This is a genomic window from Streptomyces sp. NPDC127114 (genome assembly GCF_042677525.1).
Classification (GTDB): Bacteria; Actinomycetota; Actinomycetes; order Streptomycetales; family Streptomycetaceae; genus Streptomyces.
On sequence record NZ_JBHXTJ010000025.1, the window covers coordinates 95,246 to 111,279 of the forward strand.

Annotated in this window: 13 protein-coding genes; 6 read left to right on the forward strand and 7 right to left on the reverse strand. The window is 69.9% G+C overall.

Features of this window, described 5'->3' with window-relative positions; translation table 11 throughout:
- Position 1 precedes the first annotated feature (1 nt).
- The 5 genes from ACFVGS_RS24250 (at position 2) to ACFVGS_RS24270 (ending at position 4,617) form a co-directional block, all read left to right on the forward strand.
- On the forward strand, positions 2-514 hold the full coding sequence (locus ACFVGS_RS24250; protein ID WP_384417888.1) for a protein jag: 513 nt from the start codon (positions 2-4) through the stop codon (positions 512-514).
- A gap of 117 nt (positions 515-631) precedes the next feature.
- Positions 632-1,351 (forward strand): 16S rRNA (guanine(527)-N(7))-methyltransferase RsmG, encoded by a 720-nt coding sequence (gene rsmG / locus ACFVGS_RS24255; protein WP_384417885.1) that lies wholly within the window; start codon positions 632-634, stop codon positions 1,349-1,351.
- 290 nt (positions 1,352-1,641) lie between these two features.
- Positions 1,642-2,730, forward strand: coding sequence for a ParA family protein (locus ACFVGS_RS24260; protein WP_384418021.1), 1,089 nt, complete (start codon positions 1,642-1,644; stop codon positions 2,728-2,730).
- Entirely contained in the window at positions 2,727-3,842 is a 1,116-nt protein-coding gene (locus ACFVGS_RS24265) for a ParB/RepB/Spo0J family partition protein (RefSeq protein ID WP_384417882.1), read from the forward strand. Before ACFVGS_RS24260 ends, ACFVGS_RS24265 begins: the two co-directional genes overlap by 4 nt.
- A 157-nt stretch (positions 3,843-3,999) precedes the next feature.
- Positions 4,000-4,617: a GNAT family N-acetyltransferase gene (locus ACFVGS_RS24270; protein ID WP_384417880.1), complete on the forward strand. Its 618-nt coding sequence runs from the start codon at positions 4,000-4,002 to the stop codon at positions 4,615-4,617.
- An 82-nt stretch (positions 4,618-4,699) separates the two neighbouring features.
- Here ACFVGS_RS24270 and trxA read toward each other — a convergent pair whose 3' ends face one another.
- The 7 genes from trxA to ACFVGS_RS24305 form a co-directional block, all read right to left on the reverse strand.
- On the reverse strand, positions 4,700-5,035 hold the full coding sequence (trxA, locus tag ACFVGS_RS24275) for a thioredoxin (protein ID WP_384417877.1): 336 nt from the start codon (positions 5,033-5,035) through the stop codon (positions 4,700-4,702).
- Positions 5,036-5,083: 48 nt separating this feature from the next.
- Positions 5,084-6,049, reverse strand: coding sequence for a thioredoxin-disulfide reductase (trxB, locus tag ACFVGS_RS24280; protein WP_384417874.1), 966 nt, complete (start codon positions 6,047-6,049; stop codon positions 5,084-5,086).
- Positions 6,050-6,181: 132 nt separating this feature from the next.
- On the reverse strand, positions 6,182-7,090 hold the full coding sequence (locus ACFVGS_RS24285) for an anti-sigma factor family protein (protein WP_384417871.1): 909 nt from the start codon (positions 7,088-7,090) through the stop codon (positions 6,182-6,184).
- Positions 7,087-7,791 carry an RNA polymerase sigma factor SigM gene (sigM, locus tag ACFVGS_RS24290; protein WP_385693623.1) on the reverse strand — a complete coding sequence of 235 codons (705 nt, stop codon included), beginning with the start codon at positions 7,789-7,791 and terminating at the stop codon, positions 7,087-7,089. Before sigM ends, ACFVGS_RS24285 begins: the two co-directional genes overlap by 4 nt.
- Positions 7,792-7,819: 28 nt before the next feature.
- Positions 7,820-9,529, reverse strand: coding sequence for a serine/threonine protein kinase (locus ACFVGS_RS24295; protein WP_384417865.1), 1,710 nt, complete (start codon positions 9,527-9,529; stop codon positions 7,820-7,822).
- Positions 9,530-9,668: 139 nt separating this feature from the next.
- Positions 9,669-11,873, reverse strand: coding sequence for a murein biosynthesis integral membrane protein MurJ (gene murJ, locus ACFVGS_RS24300; protein ID WP_385693624.1), 2,205 nt, complete (start codon positions 11,871-11,873; stop codon positions 9,669-9,671).
- Positions 11,874-11,918: 45 nt separating this feature from the next.
- Positions 11,919-14,264: a DUF6049 family protein gene (locus tag ACFVGS_RS24305; protein WP_385693625.1), complete on the reverse strand. Its 2,346-nt coding sequence runs from the start codon at positions 14,262-14,264 to the stop codon at positions 11,919-11,921.
- Positions 14,265-14,445: 181 nt separating this feature from the next.
- Between ACFVGS_RS24305 and ACFVGS_RS24310 the strand changes: the two genes are divergently transcribed.
- The gene (locus tag ACFVGS_RS24310) at positions 14,446-15,915 is read left to right on the forward strand and encodes a CCA tRNA nucleotidyltransferase (RefSeq protein ID WP_384417856.1); all 1,470 of its coding nucleotides are present in this window, start codon (positions 14,446-14,448) and stop codon (positions 15,913-15,915) included.
- Positions 15,916-16,034 lie beyond the last annotated feature (119 nt).

The window sequence follows — 16,034 nt, forward strand, 5'->3', positions numbered from 1 at the left end:
CGTGACGGAAGGCACCACCTCCGCCGCCGCCGAGGGTGGCGACACCCTGACCCGCCTGGAGCAGGAGGGTGAGATCGCGGCCGATTACCTCGAGGGCCTGCTCGACATCGCCGACCTCGACGGCGACATCGACATGGACGTCGAGGCGGACCGGGCCTCGGTCTCGATCATCAGTGACTCCGGCAGCCGTGACCTGCAGAAGCTGGTCGGCCGCGACGGAGAGGTGCTGGAGGCCCTTCAGGAGCTCACCCGGCTCGCCGTGCACCGGGAGACCGGTGACCGCAGCCGTCTGATGCTCGACATCGCGGGCTTCCGCGCCAAGAAGCGCACTGAGCTCGCCGAGCTGGGCGCCAAGGCGGCGGAGGACGTCAAGACCTCCGGCAAGCCGGTGAAGCTCGACCCCATGACGCCGTTCGAGCGCAAGGTCGTGCACGACGCGGTCGCCGCCGCCGGTCTGCGCAGCGAGTCCGAGGGCGAGGAGCCGCAGCGCTTCGTCGTCGTGCTTCCTGCCTGAACCCTCACGTAGAGTCGGCCCCGTCTGTTCGCAGGCGGGGCCGAATTTTGTCAGCCTGATAGTCAGCCACACAGTGCGTTCGCGCGGTACACATGCGGTACGGAAGGACGGTTCCCCGTGACGGAGGCAGCGGAGCTTCCCCAGGCGCCGGAGCAGGCGCGGACAGTCTTCGGCGAGTACTTCCCGGAGGCGGTCCGGTATGCGGAGCTCCTGGCGGACGCCGGGGTGAAGCGCGGTCTCATCGGTCCGCGCGAGGTTCCCCGGCTGTGGGAGCGCCATCTCCTGAACTGCGCCGTGCTCTCCGAGGTCGTTCCCGAGGGCGTCACGGTGTGCGACGTGGGCTCGGGCGCCGGTCTGCCGGGCATCCCGCTCGCCCTGGTCCGGCCGGATCTGAAGATCACGCTGCTTGAGCCGCTGCTTCGCCGTACCACCTTCCTCCAGGAGGTCGTCGAGCTCCTCGGCCTCGACCATGTGACCGTGGTCCGGGGGCGGGCCGAGGAGATGATGGGCAAGCTGCCGTCCGTGCACGTCGTGACCGCCCGCGCCGTGGCGCCGCTCGACCGGCTGGCCGGCTGGGGCGTGCCGCTGCTCCGTCCTTACGGCGAGATGCTCGCCCTCAAGGGCGACACGGCCGAGGAGGAGATCAACGGTGCTCGTGCCGCGCTCTCCAAGCTCGGTGTGGTGGAGGCGTCGGTGCTTCACGTGGGCGAGGGCATCGTCGATCCGATGACCACGGTCGTCCGGGTCGAGGTCGGCGAGAGCCCCGGTGGTGTGAGGTTCGCCGCCAAGCGTGCCAAGGCCGCCCGGTCGGCCAGGCAGCCCCGCCGGCGCCGCTGAGACCTTTCCGACAGTGATCCTCTGCGGGTGATCCCTGCCCGCTGATCCGTACAAGCTGCGATACGTACAGATTTCGGAGTGTCGAGCGGTCCCGGCCCTGCGGCGCGTGCATCGTGTTTCACGTGAAACGTCGCTCACTGCTGCAGGGGATCATCAGCCGCGGCCGCGCGGCCGCCACGCCCTGGGACCGCAAGCCGCCCGTGAAGCCCCCCGTGAGGGTGAGGGGGTTGTCCACAGAGGTGGATTCATCCACAGAACCACGGGCCTCGCTGGTTCACGACCCCGAAAGCATGGCAGGCTCTGTTCATCGCGAGCCTGAAGCCGAGGAGAGTGAATCCTTGCGGTCCGACGCCAACATCGCGGGACCGATGACCGATCCGGTCCCCGGTCCCCGAACCGAATCGGTAGGGATGGATGTTTCACGTGAAACACCGCCTCCGATGGACGACACCCCCATCGGTCGTGCTGCCCAGCTGGCCGTAGAGGCGCTGGGTCGTGCCGGTGAGGGACTTCCTCGGCCTGCCCAGACCCGCGTGATGGTGGTCGCCAACCAGAAGGGCGGCGTGGGCAAGACGACCACGACGGTCAACCTTGCCGCCTCGCTGGCCCTGCACGGTGCGCGTGTCCTGGTCGTCGACCTCGACCCGCAGGGCAATGCCTCGACGGCGCTCGGCATCGACCACCACGCCGAGGTGCCCTCGATCTACGACGTGCTGGTGGAGAGCCGCCCGCTCGCCGAGGTCGTCCAGCCGGTGCGGGATGTCGAGGGCCTTTTCTGCGCCCCCGCCACCATCGACCTCGCCGGTGCCGAGATCGAGCTGGTCTCGCTGGTGGCGCGCGAGAGCCGGCTGCAGCGAGCGATCCAGGCCTACGAGCAGCCGCTCGACTACATCCTGATCGACTGCCCGCCCTCGCTCGGTCTGCTGACGGTCAACGCCCTCGTGGCCGGCGCCGAGGTCCTGATCCCTATCCAGTGCGAGTACTACGCGCTGGAGGGACTGGGCCAGCTGCTGCGGAACGTCGATCTGGTCAGGGGCCATCTCAACCCCGCCCTGCACGTCTCGACGATCCTCCTCACCATGTACGACGGCCGCACCCGGCTCGCCTCTCAGGTGGCCGACGAGGTGCGCAGCCACTTCGGCGAGGAGGTCCTGCGGACCAGCATCCCGAGGTCCGTACGCATCTCGGAGGCACCGAGCTACGGACAGACCGTGCTCACCTACGATCCGGGCTCCAGCGGTGCCCTGTCGTATCTCGAAGCGGCGCGCGAGATCGCCCTGCGTGGGGTCGATGTCGGTTACGACGCCAGCCAGGCCCATGGAGGACAGCCTCCGATGGGTCACCAGAACAGCCAGCGAATGTCGGAGGGGATCCAGTGAGTGAGCGACGTAGGGGGCTGGGGCGTGGGCTCGGTGCGCTGATCCCCGCTGCTCCCCAGGAGCGACCGGCGCCGGCTGTCGGGGTGGGCTCCGTCCCGGCCGCGGCTTCTCCCGGGGCCATTCCGGCTCTCGGTACGGAGCGGGGTGTGGCCGCGGCGAAGCTGGCGACTCTTCCGGCGAGCCCGCAGTCTCCGGAGTCCGTGGTTCCGGTGGTCGAGCCCGAGCCGATGCCGGAGACCGTCGCCGGGGCGCACTTCGCCGAGCTGCCGCTGGACTCCATCACTCCCAACCCGCGCCAGCCGCGTGAGGTGTTCGACGAGGACGCCCTGGCCGAGCTGATCACCTCCATCAAGGAGGTGGGTCTGCTCCAGCCCGTGGTCGTGCGTCAGCTGGGTCCGGAGCGCTACGAGCTCATCATGGGCGAGCGCCGGTGGCGGGCCTGCCGTGAGGCCGGCCTGGAGCGGATTCCCGCCATCGTCCGTGCCACCGAGGACGAGAAGCTGCTGCTGGACGCCCTCCTGGAGAACCTGCACCGGGCGCAGCTGAACCCGCTGGAAGAGGCCGCCGCCTACGACCAGCTCCTGAAGGACTTCAACTGCACCCATGACCAGCTGGCCGACCGCATCGGTCGCTCGCGCCCGCAGGTCTCCAACACGCTGCGACTGCTGCGCCTCTCGCCGCCCGTGCAGCGTCGGGTTGCTGCCGGTGTCCTGTCGGCCGGGCACGCCCGTGCCCTGCTCTCCGTGGAAGACGCGGAGGTTCAGGACAAGCTCGCCTACCGGATCGTGGCCGAGGGCCTCTCGGTGCGGGCCGTGGAGGAGATCGTCACGCTCATGGGCTCGGAGCCCTCGTCTCCGGTCAAGGCCAAGGGGCCGCGCGCGGGTGCCCGGGTCTCTCCGGCGCTGCGTGATCTGGCGACCCGGCTCTCCGACCGCTTCGAGACCCGGGTGAAGGTCGACCTGGGCCAGAAGAAGGGCAAGATCACCGTCGAGTTCGCCTCGATGGAGGATCTGGAGCGGATCCTCGCGACGCTGGCTCCGGGCGAGGGCCGCGTCCTGGATCAGGGATCGGCAGCTCAGGACGCCGAGGACGGGCAGGGCTCCGAGGGCTGAGGCTCCTCTTCTTCGTCCTCAGGGCGGAGCGTGTTCCGGCGTTCACCGGAACACGCTCCGCCCTTTGCCTGTCTGCGGTATCGCCCCGATGGGCCCCTCGTTACGATTCTGAGAGGCGTATTCGTACGGCGATTGCCGAGGGAAACGAGGAGCAGCCGTGGGGCGTCGGCTCGTACCGCTCACGCTGGACAACCTTCCGGATCTCCCCAAGCGTTGTCGCTCCTGTGTCTTCTGGGAGCTGGATCCGGTGAGTGGCGAAGCCGCCGTGAAGGCCGGCCGCCCCGAGTTGGAGAAGGAAGCCTGGATCTCGGCGGTGCTCCTGGAGTGGGGCTCCTGCGGCCGGGTGGTCTATGTCGACGAGGTGCCCGTCGGGTTCGTGCTCTACGCGCCTCCGGCGTACGTGCCCCGGTCCATGGCCTTTCCCACGAGCCCGGTCGCCGCAGATGCCGTGCAGCTGATGACGGCGTGGATCATGCCCGGGTACCAGGGGCAGGGGCTCGGCAGGACGATGGTGCAGACCGTCGCGAAGGACCTGTTGAGGCGGGGCTTCAGGGCGATCGAGGCCTTCGGTGACACCCGCTGGAAGGAGCCGGCCTGTGTGCTCCCCGCCGACCATCTGCTTGCCGTGGGTTTCAAGACCGTACGGCCGCACCCGAGCTTTCCCCGGCTTCGGCTGGAGTTGAGGACGACGCTCTCCTGGAAGGAGGACGTCGAGATGGCTCTCGACCGGCTCCTGGGAGCCGTGCAGAAGGAGCCGGTGCTGCGCCCGCTCTGACAGAACGACAGCGGCCCGCCCCCTCGGAAGGGGGCGGGCCGCTGCTGTTTCACGTGAAACAGCGGATGCCTTGAGACGGGCGTCAGGCCTTCGGCTCGACGAAGCCCTCAAGGTCGCGCAGGAGCGCGGCCTTCGGCTTGGCGCCGACGATCGTCTTCACGACCTCGCCGTCCTTGTAGACGTTCAGCGTCGGGATGGACATGACGCCGTACTTGGCAGCGGTGGCCGGGTTCTCGTCGATGTTGAGCTTCACGATGGTGATCTCGTCGTGCTCGGCGGCGATGGCCTCGAGCGACGGGGCGATCTGGCGGCACGGGCCGCACCACTCGGCCCAGAAGTCCACGAGAACGGGCTTCTCGCTCTTGAGGACCTTCTCCTCGAAGTCAGCGTCGGTAGCGATAACGGTGGCGCCGGCCACGGCGTCCTCCTTCGGTTGGTGGGGTGTGGGGAGAGGAAGGCGTAGGGGTCAGACCGCGGGGGTCTCGGCGAGCTTCTCGCTGTCGGAGAGAGCGGCCAGGAAGCGCTCGGCGTCGAGCGCGGCGGAGCAGCCGGTGCCGGCGGCGGTGATCGCCTGGCGGTAGGTGTGGTCGACGACGTCGCCGGCGCCGAAGACACCCGTGAGGTTGGTGCGCGTGGACGGGGCGTCGACCTTCAGGTAGCCCTCCGCGTCCAGCTCCAGCTGGCCCTTGAAGAGCTCGGTGCGCGGGTCGTGGCCGACGGCGATGAAGAGGCCCGTGACGGGGAGCTCGCTGGTCTCGCCCGTCTTGGTGTTGCGCAGGGTCAGACCGGTGAGCTTCTGCTCGCCGTGGATCTCGGCGACCTCGCTGTCCCAGGCGAACTTGATCTTCGGGTCGGCGAAGGCGCGCTCCTGCATCGCCTTGGAGGCACGCAGCGAGTCACGGCGGTGGACGATGGTGACCGACTTGGCGAAGCGCGAGAGGAAGGTGGCCTCCTCCATCGCGGTGTCGCCGCCGCCGACCACGGCGATGTCCTGGTCCCTGAAGAAGAAGCCGTCGCAGGTGGCGCACCAGGAGACACCGCGGCCGGAGAGGGTGTCCTCGTTCGGCAGGCCGAGCTTGCGGTGCTGGGAGCCGGTGGTGACGATCACGGCCTTGGCGCGGTACACGGTGCCGGCGGTGTCCGTGACGGTCTTGATCTCCCCCGTGAGGTCCACGGCGACGATGTCGTCCGGCACGAGCTCGGCGCCGAAACGCTCCGCCTGGGCACGCATGTTGTCCATCAGGTCCGGGCCCATGATGCCGTCGCGGAAGCCGGGGAAGTTCTCCACCTCGGTCGTGTTCATCAGGGCGCCACCGGCGGTGACGGCTCCCTCGAAGACCAGCGGCTTCAGCGAGGCGCGGGCCGTGTAGAGGGCGGCGGTGTAGCCCGCGGGCCCGGAGCCGATGATGATCACGTTACGGACGTCGCTCACGGGTTTCTTCCTCGTCTCTGCAGACTGCTGCCTACTGCCTACGGGGGCGGTCGGATCGGTCACTCTCACCCCACCCAACCGATCCTACGGGGCATGCATTCCCGGGACGGCCGCTCGGCACGACGCACACGCTCACGAGCGCGGAACGGACTCCTGAAGGAGGACTTCGCCCTTGGTGTTCCCGCCACGGGCGGCGCAGGAGGCGTCCACGACATAGGCCTGGACGCGTGTGCTGTCGGAGGTGTCGGGAAGGACGAGGAGGTAGGCGGAAGTGCCCTGGAAGTCGCCCTGCTGGAACGCGAGGACCGCGTCGGTGCGTCCCGTACCGGCCTTGACGCAGTCGGGCACTGCGCTGGGCAGCGACCGCTTCTGTCCGCCGTCGGTGCCTTCGGCGGTGAGGGATTCGGGAGCGGAGCTCTGTTCCTGGGGAGCCTTGAAGGTGGCGTTCTGCTGGAGCAGCGCGTGCACGGTGGTCGTCACCGGCTCGCCGTCGAAGCGGGCACCGTCCGCCGCGCTGACCGCGACGTCGGACTGCTTGCCGGTCTTCGTGTCGGCTCCGCCGAGGTTCAGCGCACCCGACTGGACGAAGAACAGGCTCAGCCCCAGGGCGGCGGCACCGAAGACGGCACCGAGGGCCGCGACCCGGCGGCGACGGTTTTTGCGGGGACGACCGGGGCCGGAGGCGGCGGAGGACCGTCCGGCGGGCCGGCCGCCGGCGGGCGCCGCCGGTGCGGGGCGGCTGGGCGATGTTTCACGTGAAACATGCGCGTCGGCCTCAGGAGCGGTCGCGCTCAGCAGCGCTTCGGCAGCGAGTGCCGCGTCGATCCGTCCGGCGATATCGGCGGGCATCCGCGGCGGGCCGGGCAGCGTGCCCAGGAGCCCTCGGATCTCCTCCAGGGAGGCCCGCACGTCGGCGCACAGGGGACAGGCGTCGAGGTGCAGCCGCACCGCGGCGCTGCGGGACGGCGAGAGCAGCCCCTCGGTGAGGTCGGAGATCTCCGAGACGTCCGGGTGCTGAGTCGTGTCGGCCGTGGAAGTCACGCGCGTCCACCTCCGCCCTTCACAGCCGCTGGGTTGCTCGGTCCGGTATCCGTCGGTCCCGGCACCGGTGGGACGGATGCCCCCGGCGTCCGGTTCCTTCCCCGGTCCGGGCTCTCGTTACCCACCGTGTCCCCGCGCAGATGAGTGAGCATCGGCAGCAGTCTGGCCCGCCCGCGCGCACAGCGGCTCTTCACGGTTCCGGTGGGGACATCGAGGATATGAGCGGCCTCGGCGACGGGGTATCCCTGCATGTCGACGAGGACGAGGGCGGCCCGTTGTTCCGTGGGAAGCGTGGCGAGGGCGGCCAGGAGCTGCCGGTGGAGGTCCTGGCGCTCGGCGGGCGCCTCGGCCGACTCGACCGGTTCGAGGAGCTGCTCGAAGCGGTCGGTGTCGTCCACGGGCGAGGTCCGTCGCGAGGCGGCCTTGCGGGCCCGGTCGAGACAGGCGTTCACCGTGATGCGGTGCAGCCACGTCGTGACGGCCGACTGGCCCCGGAAGGTGTGGGCGGCCCGGAAGGCCGACACGAGGGCGTCCTGGACGGCGTCAGCGGCCTCCTCGCGGTCGCCGAGCGTCCTCAGCGCCACCGCCCACAGCCGGTCGCGGTGGCGCCGTACGAGCTCGCCGAAGGCGTCCTGATCGCCGGCCACATGGCAGGCCAGCAGTTCCTGGTCGCTGCGCTCGTCGCGTATGGCGTCGTCCAACGGTGAGCCCCTCCCCCCGGGTGTGGCGTCAGCTGGTGATCCTGATGTCCGAGATCTCGCCCCGGTAACCGCCTCCGCCTCTCGGCAGATCGGTCAGCCAGACCAGAACGTAGCGCGTCTTCACCGGCTTCGCGGGCTGGAGGGGCACCTGAGTGCCGGATCCCGAGGCCTGGGTGGCGTAGCCGCCGGGCTGGTCCGGGCGCACGGACGCGTTTTCGGGGGCCGTCCTCAGCTCGACGGACGTCGAACCCTGGAAGGTGACCTCGACCTTGGCGACCTGCTGGACCGTACCGAGATCGAGGATGATCCCGACGCCCTGCTTCAGGTTGCCGAACTTCGAGTACCCGTCGTACCGCATGGTCTTCCACGTGGTGCCCGGGTTGCCGTCGTAGGCGTTCTTTATCTGGTCGTGGTTCTCGGTGCCGTCGCCCTCCGGGTCGAAGTCGTACGCACCGACGATCGTGACCGGCTTGCCCTGCGCCGCCGGCTCCTTCTCGTCGTCGCCCGGCAGCGGCTGCGTGTTCTGCGGCGTGTCCGTGCCCTTGTCCTGGTCGAGGAGCCGGTCCGCGATCTGCCAGCTGCCCAGACCCAGGGCGGCGATCAGCAGGGCCGAGACGGCCCACTTGAGCGCCTTGCCGGCACGGCTCTGCAGCGGAGGCGGCGGGACCACGATCGGCTGGGTGGCCGCGGGGCGCGGCTGGGGCCGGCCGTACGTGCCCTGCTGGTAGGTGGTGCGCTGGTACTCCGGCGGGGCGGGAAGCGGGAACTCCGGCTCCGGCGGGCGGATGCGCGGCATCGCGGCGACGGCCTTGGCGAGCTCGTCGGGCGTGGTGCAGGGCGGTTCCTGGCGCGAGGCGGTGGCCCCGTCGTTCGCCAGGGCGCGCATGGCGATCTCCGACAGGCCCCGGTGGACGCCCGCGCGGACCTGGTCGGGGGCGAGCAGCCCGACGCCCTTGGGCAGCCCGGAGAGGCCGTAGGCGTCGTTCTCGTACGGCCAGCGCTGGGTGAGTGCCGCGTAGAGCAGGGCACCGATCGCCTCGGTGTCCGTGCGCTGCGGGCGCTCGGCGCTGATGCCGCGCAGGGCGGCGTTCACGGCGAGCCCGCGGATGCGGTACTGGCCGGTCGAGCTGCGCAGCACGGCGCTCGGAGTGAGCCGGAGGTGGGAGAGGCCCTCGCGGTGGGCGGCGGCCATGGCCTGGGAGACCTGGCTGACGAGCTGGTAGGCGTCGTGCGGCTCCATGGGGCCGGCAGCCAGCAGCGCGGTCAGCTCGGTGGAGTCGGGCAGCCACTCGTGCACCACGTACACGAGGTCGTTCTCCTCGACGGCGTCGAGGACCTGCACGAAGCGGGGGTCGCCGAGCAGCGCCGCGGAGCGCGCGGCGGCCAGCACGGAGCGGGCGCGGGAGTGGTCGGCGGGCAGGATGTGAACGCCGACGGCGCGGCGCAGTTTCTCGTCGACGGCACGCCAGCTGCTGAATCCGTCCAGTCGGGTGACGCACTCCTCCAGCCGGTACCGTCTCGCCAGCTTGTGGCCGCTGTGCAGCTCTGGTGCCGTGATGGAAGGCTGTTCGCCGTTCTTCCGTTCGCCCGCCTTGCTCTCCGTGGCCTCGGCGGACGTGGCCGCCTTCTTCTGCGCTTCCGCCACCCCGTCGGTCGCGGCCTTGTCCGCCTTGGCGGTCAGCGGGTCGTCACCGCTGTTGTCGGCCACGTCGACGGCAGCCGTGCTACGTTCCGCCACCGTCGTTCCTGCCTCCCCATCCGTTGCGCCACATCCAGCAGCCATGCCAATTGTGCCCACAGTCCGGCGCTATGCACGACACGCGTCGGCAGGCGATGGTTGTGCGAACCCCGCGCGCCCGGCGCCGATCAGCGCCTGATCAGCGGCCAAGACGCCCGCGGACCATACCGACCATCGAGTTGAGCTCCGCGATCCGCATGCGCCGGGCCGCGACGAAGAAGACTCCCAGCAGAACCGCGCCGCCGACGACCAGGGCGACGAGCGAGCCCAGGGCGCCCTCGCCGAGCAGCTTCAGAAGACCGAAGCCGGCCGCTCCGGCGACGATCGCCGCGGGCAGCGAGGCCAGGCACAGGCGGGCGTAGGTACGCAGCACATGGGCGCCGTCCAGGTCGCCGCCGAGGCGGTTGCGCAGCCGGCGCCAGGCGACGCCCACGCCGACCGCGTACGCCAGGCCGTAGGAGGCGGCCATGCCGACGACGGCCCACTGGGCGGGCAGCAGCACGTAACAGACGGCGGAGGCGGCCGCGTTGACGGCGGCGACGATGACGGTGTTGTAGAAGGGCGTCCGCGTGTCCTCGTACGCGTAGAAGCCGCGGAGCACGACGTACTGGACGGAGTAGGGAATCAGGCCGAGGCCGAAGGCCATCAGGATGAAGCCCATGCCCTGCGCGGCCTCGACGCCGCTGGAGGCGTAGAGCAGCGTGCACATGGGGACGCCGAGCGCCAGGAACGCGAAGGAGACCGGCACGATCGCGACGGCCGAGTTGCGCAGGCCCTGCGAGATGTCGTCGCGGACGGCGCCCGGGTCGTCGTCGGAGGCGGCGCGCGAGATGCGCGGCAGCAGCGCGGCCATGACCGAGACGGTGATGATGGCCTGCGGCATGCCCCAGATCAACTGGGCGTTGGAGTAGGCCAGGAAGCCGGCGCCGTTCTTGCCGGACTCCTCACCCGCTGCGGTGGCGAGCTGGGTGACGACCAGGACACCGGCCTGGTTGGCGAGCACGAACAGCACGGTCCACTTGGCCAGCTTGACGGTCTTGCCGAGACCGTGGCCCTTCCAGTCGAAGCGGGGACGGAAGCGGAAACCGGTCTCGCGCAGATACGGGATCATCGCCAGGGCCTGGACGGCGAGTCCGAGCAGGGTGCCGACGCCCAGGAGCCGGATGCCCTCGTCGGGGATCGTCTGGACGCCCATGTGGGATTCGGCGGAGGTGCCGTAGACCCAGATGAACAGGCCGAACGTGGCGATCATGACGATGTTGTTGAGGACCGGGGTCCACATCATCGCGCCGAACTTCCCACGCGCGTTGAGGATCTGACCCATCACCACGTGGACACCCATGAAGAAGATCGTGGGCAGGCAGTAGCGGGCGAAGGTGACGGCGACGCTGTTGGCCGCCGCGTCGTCGGCGATGGTGTTGGACATCAGCCGGATCAGCAGCGGGGCGGCGAACACGGCGATGGCGACGATCGCTCCGAGCGCGACCATGACGAGGGTCAGCAGACGGTTGGCGTATGCCTCGCCGCCGTCCTCGTCGTTCTTCATGGAGCGGACCAGCTGCGGCACGAAGACCGAGTTGAGACCGCCGCCGACGGTGAGGATGTAGATCATCGTCGGCAGGGTGTACGCGACGGTGAAGGTGTCACCGAGGAGTGCGGCGCCGAGGGCACCGGTGATCACCAGGCTGCGGACGAAGCCGGTCAGCCGCGAGACGAGGGTGCCGGCCGCCATCACGGCGCTCGACTTGAGCAGCCCGGAGGCACGGCCGGCCTTCTTCGGGGCGGGCGCGGGCATGGGATTCGGCTCCGGAGAGGGCGGCGGCACCTGGCCGGGCGTCTGCTGGTCCCGGTAGAGGTGCGCGAACGCGTCGGGCTCCGGCTGCTCCTCCCCCGCCCGCGTCACCAGGTCGTCGACGCCGGTGAACTGGACCGTACGGGCGTCGTCGCCGTACGGCAGGTGGCGGGACGGGCCGTCCGGCTCGGGGGCAGGGGTCTGGGCCCAGACCCGGGGGTCCGGGGCGTGCTGGGGCGCGGCCGGCTGCTGGTAGAGGGGCTGCGGCTCCGCGTAGGTGCCCGGCGGGGGCGGCGGATGCGCGGCACGATCGTAGAGCGCCTCGCTCACCGGGTCCTGGGCGGAGAGATCACGCGCCTGGTAGGGGTCGTGGGCGTAGGCGTCCTGGACGTACGGGTCCTGGGCGTACGGATTCTGCTGGTCCGGTGCGAACGGGTCCGGGCCGGCCTGTGGCGGCGGCACCGGCGCAGGACCGGGTGCGGCGGGCGTTCCACCGGACGGCGCGGGACCGCCCGTGCCCTGCCCGCGGTCACCGTCGTACGGCGCGTTCATGGTTACCCCACCTCATCGTCCCCGGCCGACCGGCCACGACATCGCTCAACGGTCCACTTTCTCACCCGTGCCCGACGGGTCACCGCTTTCCGACCCGGTGTCCGGTGTCGGGTCACTCGGCTGCTCGGATTCCGCTTCCGCTTCCGCGTCGGCTTCCGGGCCGGTCTCGGTCTCGGTCTCGGCCGTCGGTCCGGCGTCATCCTCCGAGGCCTCCTCCGCCGCGTTCCGGGCGGCTGCGCGCTTGCGCTGGCTGTACATCCGGACGCCGGCGAGGACGAGCAGCAGCACACCGCCCGCGATGACGAGCATCACCGTCGGCGTGATCTCGGAGACCTTCACGGTGAAGGTCATCGGCTCGCCGTAGGGCGTGCCGTCCTCGGTGTAGAGCTGGGCCGTCATCGTGACCGGACCGTTCGCGTTGGCCGAGGCGTCGAACTTCACCGACTGGCTGTGGCCGCCGTCGACCTTCACCGGCCGCGTGGCCTCACCGTTGACGTCCAGGTCCAGACGCGTCTTGTTGCTGGACTTCAGCTTGAGGACCAGGTGGTCCACGCCCTGCAGCAGCCGGTTCTGCACGGTGACCGGGATGGTGGCGCTGCGGCCCGACAGCGTGAGGTCCGACTTCTCGATCAGCTGGACCTCCTGCGTGAGGCTCAGGAGGTAGTCCTGGACCTCCTTGCGGTAGAGGGCCGCCGACGCCGGTTCGCCGCGCCACGAGGTCGACATCTCGCGGCTGATCGCGTTGGTGAAGGGAGGCACGACGCGGTCGGCGGCGGTCAGGATGACCTTGAAGTCGTCCAGCTGGTCGCCGGTCTCCTTCATCTGCCGGAAGGCGCCCGCGCTCAGTTCCTGCTCGCGCAGCCTCTTCGGGTAGGACGCGCTGCTCGGCACCCGCTTGGACGCCTCGGGGTCGGACTGGGTCGCGGCGGCCGTCAGGTCGAGCGGCTCGGTCCAGCGCTTGGCGTTGAGCGCTTCGAGGGCCTTCGCCATGCTCTGGGCCTCGGCGGTGCTGGGCATGCGCTGCGGCGCGACCACGACACTGCGCTGGTCCTCGGGCAGCTCCAGGGTGATCGCGAGCGACTGGGCGAGGAACTGCTGGACGGCCAGGGTGGCGTCCTCGGCCCTGATCATCTCGCCCTGGAAGGCCTTGGACAGTCCGGCGTCGCTGACCACGGCGGTCGTGCCGCCACCGATGGGGCGGGCCGAGGTCGGCGTGTACGAGAGGTCGTCGCGGAAGCTGTCACTGCGGGCGATCACGTTGTGCGCGCCGGCGGAGGTGGCGACCGCCATGATCGAGGGGTCGACGGCACCGTCGACGGGCCACGAGAAGTCGGTGGACGGCTTCACGTGGAGGACGGTCTCCACGGTGGACGACGCCAGCGCCGTCGCCTGCTGGAGGTGGCTGAGGGAGCCCGGCACGTCCTTGCCGTGGTGGGCCAGCGAGGCCAGATCGGGGTCGGCGAACGGCAGGGCGACCACCTTGCGGCTCTGCACGGCCTTCTCCAGGTCGTTCAGCCAGCGCTCGGCGACGGCCTGGTTCTTCCCGGCGACCTCGGTCGTCCCGCTCTTGATCATGTACGGCTCGGTCATGGCAGCGACGCTCGCCAGCAGGTCCGGGTCGATCACCCAGGTGACGGGCAGGTTCCTGCCGAGCGAGACCATCTCGTGCAGTCGGCCGCCGGGCGCGAGCTCGGCGGCCAGGTCGTCGTTCTCGAAGACGGGGGTCTGCTGCTGGTCCGCGCCCGTCTCGGCGGAGACATGGGAGGTGGAGATCAGCGGCCACAGATAGGTGAGCTGCGTCTTCTTGTCGGTGGCCTCGGGCTGGTAGGGCAGCAGCGTCCGTTCGATGCCCAGCACCCGCTGGTAGGACTGGCCCGCCGTCTCTCCGGAGAGGGAGACGCCGAGCTGATAGACGCCGGCGTCGTCCAGGCCGAGTTTGGAGACCGGCACGGAGAGCGTGAACTCCCTGCTCAGGCCGGCTCCCAGCTCGGGGATCTTGACGGTGTAGGCCCCGCCGAGGGGAGCGGGGTCGCGCCCGTCCCGGTAGGTGCGGCGACCGGAGACCTCGTCGATCTCGCTGCGGCTGGTCATCTGGGGACCGACGCGCAGATCGACCGTGGCATCGGTCACGGCCTGCTTGCTCTCGTTGGTGACCGTTCCCGTGATGGTGAGCGTGTCGCCTTCCACGGGGGCACTGGGAGTCAGCGTGTCGAGCGCCACGTCCACGGTCCCGGCGCGCTTCGCGCTCTCGGCGGCCGCCGCCGTGGGGGCGGCCAGGCCCGGAAGGAATCCGCCCAGCAACGGGGCGGCGACGGCGAGTGAGGCCGTACGCCGCAGCCAGCGGCGGGCAGGTGAGGGAAGGGTCCCCTGGATAGCTGCCGCCTCGGCCACGCGTCGCCCGTCCTCGTCGTTGTCTGGGTGTCAGTGGTGTCGCTGGTTCCCGGTTGCTGTGTCCAGGCATGGTAACGAGGCACGCGGGGGCCAAGTGCCGGGGACTGCTCCAGCTGATGGGCGCAGGGTCCCGGGAAAACGGGGACGATGCGGTGAGCCGGGGCACGTACCCTTTTCTGTTGTGCCGAACGCCAACGAAGACACCACGCCTGCCCTGAGCCAGGTGCAACGCCGCGCGGTCAGTGAACTACTGCGTGTGTCCCCTGTCGCCGACGACCTCGCCCGCCGTTTCCAGGAGGCCGGGTTCCGCCTCGCGCTGGTCGGCGGATCGGTACGCGACGCCCTCCTCGGCCGTCTCGGCAACGACCTGGACTTCACCACCGACGCCCGTCCCGAGGACGTACTGAAGATCGTCCGTCCCTGGGCCGACGCCGTCTGGGAGGTCGGCATCGCCTTCGGCACCGTCGGCTGCCAGAAGAGCGCCCGTGTCGGAGACGCCGTTCAGCACTTCCAGGTCGAGGTCACCACCTATCGCTCCGAGGCGTACGACCGCACCTCGCGCAAGCCCGAGGTCTCGTACGGAGACTCCATCGAGGAGGACCTGGTCCGGCGTGACTTCACCGTCAACGCCATGGCGGTCGCCCTGCCCGAGAAGGAGTTCATCGACCCGCACGGCGGGCTCGAGGACCTTGCCGAGATGGTGCTGCGCACCCCGGGAACGCCGGAGGAGTCCTTCTCCGACGACCCGCTGCGCATGATGCGGGCCGCACGCTTTGCCGCACAGCTGGACTTCGAGGTGGCCCCCGAGGTCGTCACGGCCATGACGGAGATGGCCGGCCGGCTGGAGATCGTCTCTGCCGAGCGCATCCGTGAGGAGTTCAACAAGCTTCTGCTCTCGGCTCACCCCCGCAAGGGTCTCGGCCTCCTCGTCGACACGGGTCTCGCCGCCCATGTGCTGCCCGAGCTTCCCTCGCTGCGGCTGGAGAGCGACGAGCACCACCGGCACAAGGACGTCTACGAGCACTCGCTCACCGTGCTCGACCAGGCCATCGACCTGGAGGAGGACGGGCCCGACCTCGTGCTGCGTCTCGCGGCACTGCTCCATGACATCGGCAAGCCGCGTACCCGTCGCTTCGAGAAGGACGGCCGGGTCTCCTTCCACCACCACGAGGTGGTCGGCGCGAAGATGACCAAGAAGCGCATGACCGCGCTCAAGTACTCCAACGAGATGATCAAGGACGTCTCGCGTCTCGTGGAGCTGCATCTGCGGTTCCATGGCTATGGCACGGGCGAGTGGACCGACTCGGCCGTCCGTCGCTATGTGCGGGACGCCGGACCGCTGCTCTCGCGGCTCCACAAGCTGACCCGCTCCGACTGCACCACGCGCAACAAGCGCAAGGCCGCCGCGCTCTCCCGCGCCTACGACGGCCTGGAGGAGCGCATCGCCAAGCTGCAGGAGCAGGAGGAGCTGGACTCGATCCGCCCGGACCTCGACGGGAACGAGATCCAGGAGATCCTGGGCATCCGTCCCGGGCCGGCGGTCGGCCAGGCCTACAAGTTCCTGCTGGAGCTGCGGCTGGAGAACGGGCCGATGGAGCACGACGCCGCCGTTGCCGCGCTCAAGGAGTGGTGGGCGGCCCAGGGCAACTGACGCGGTTCCCGCCGTTTCACGGTCGATGTTTTTTATTTTTAAAAAAACCAGTAGAAACGAGGATTGGGTTGGCTGTGGGGGGGGGGGGTGTGTGGTTGGTTGTGGTCGGGTTGTTTTTT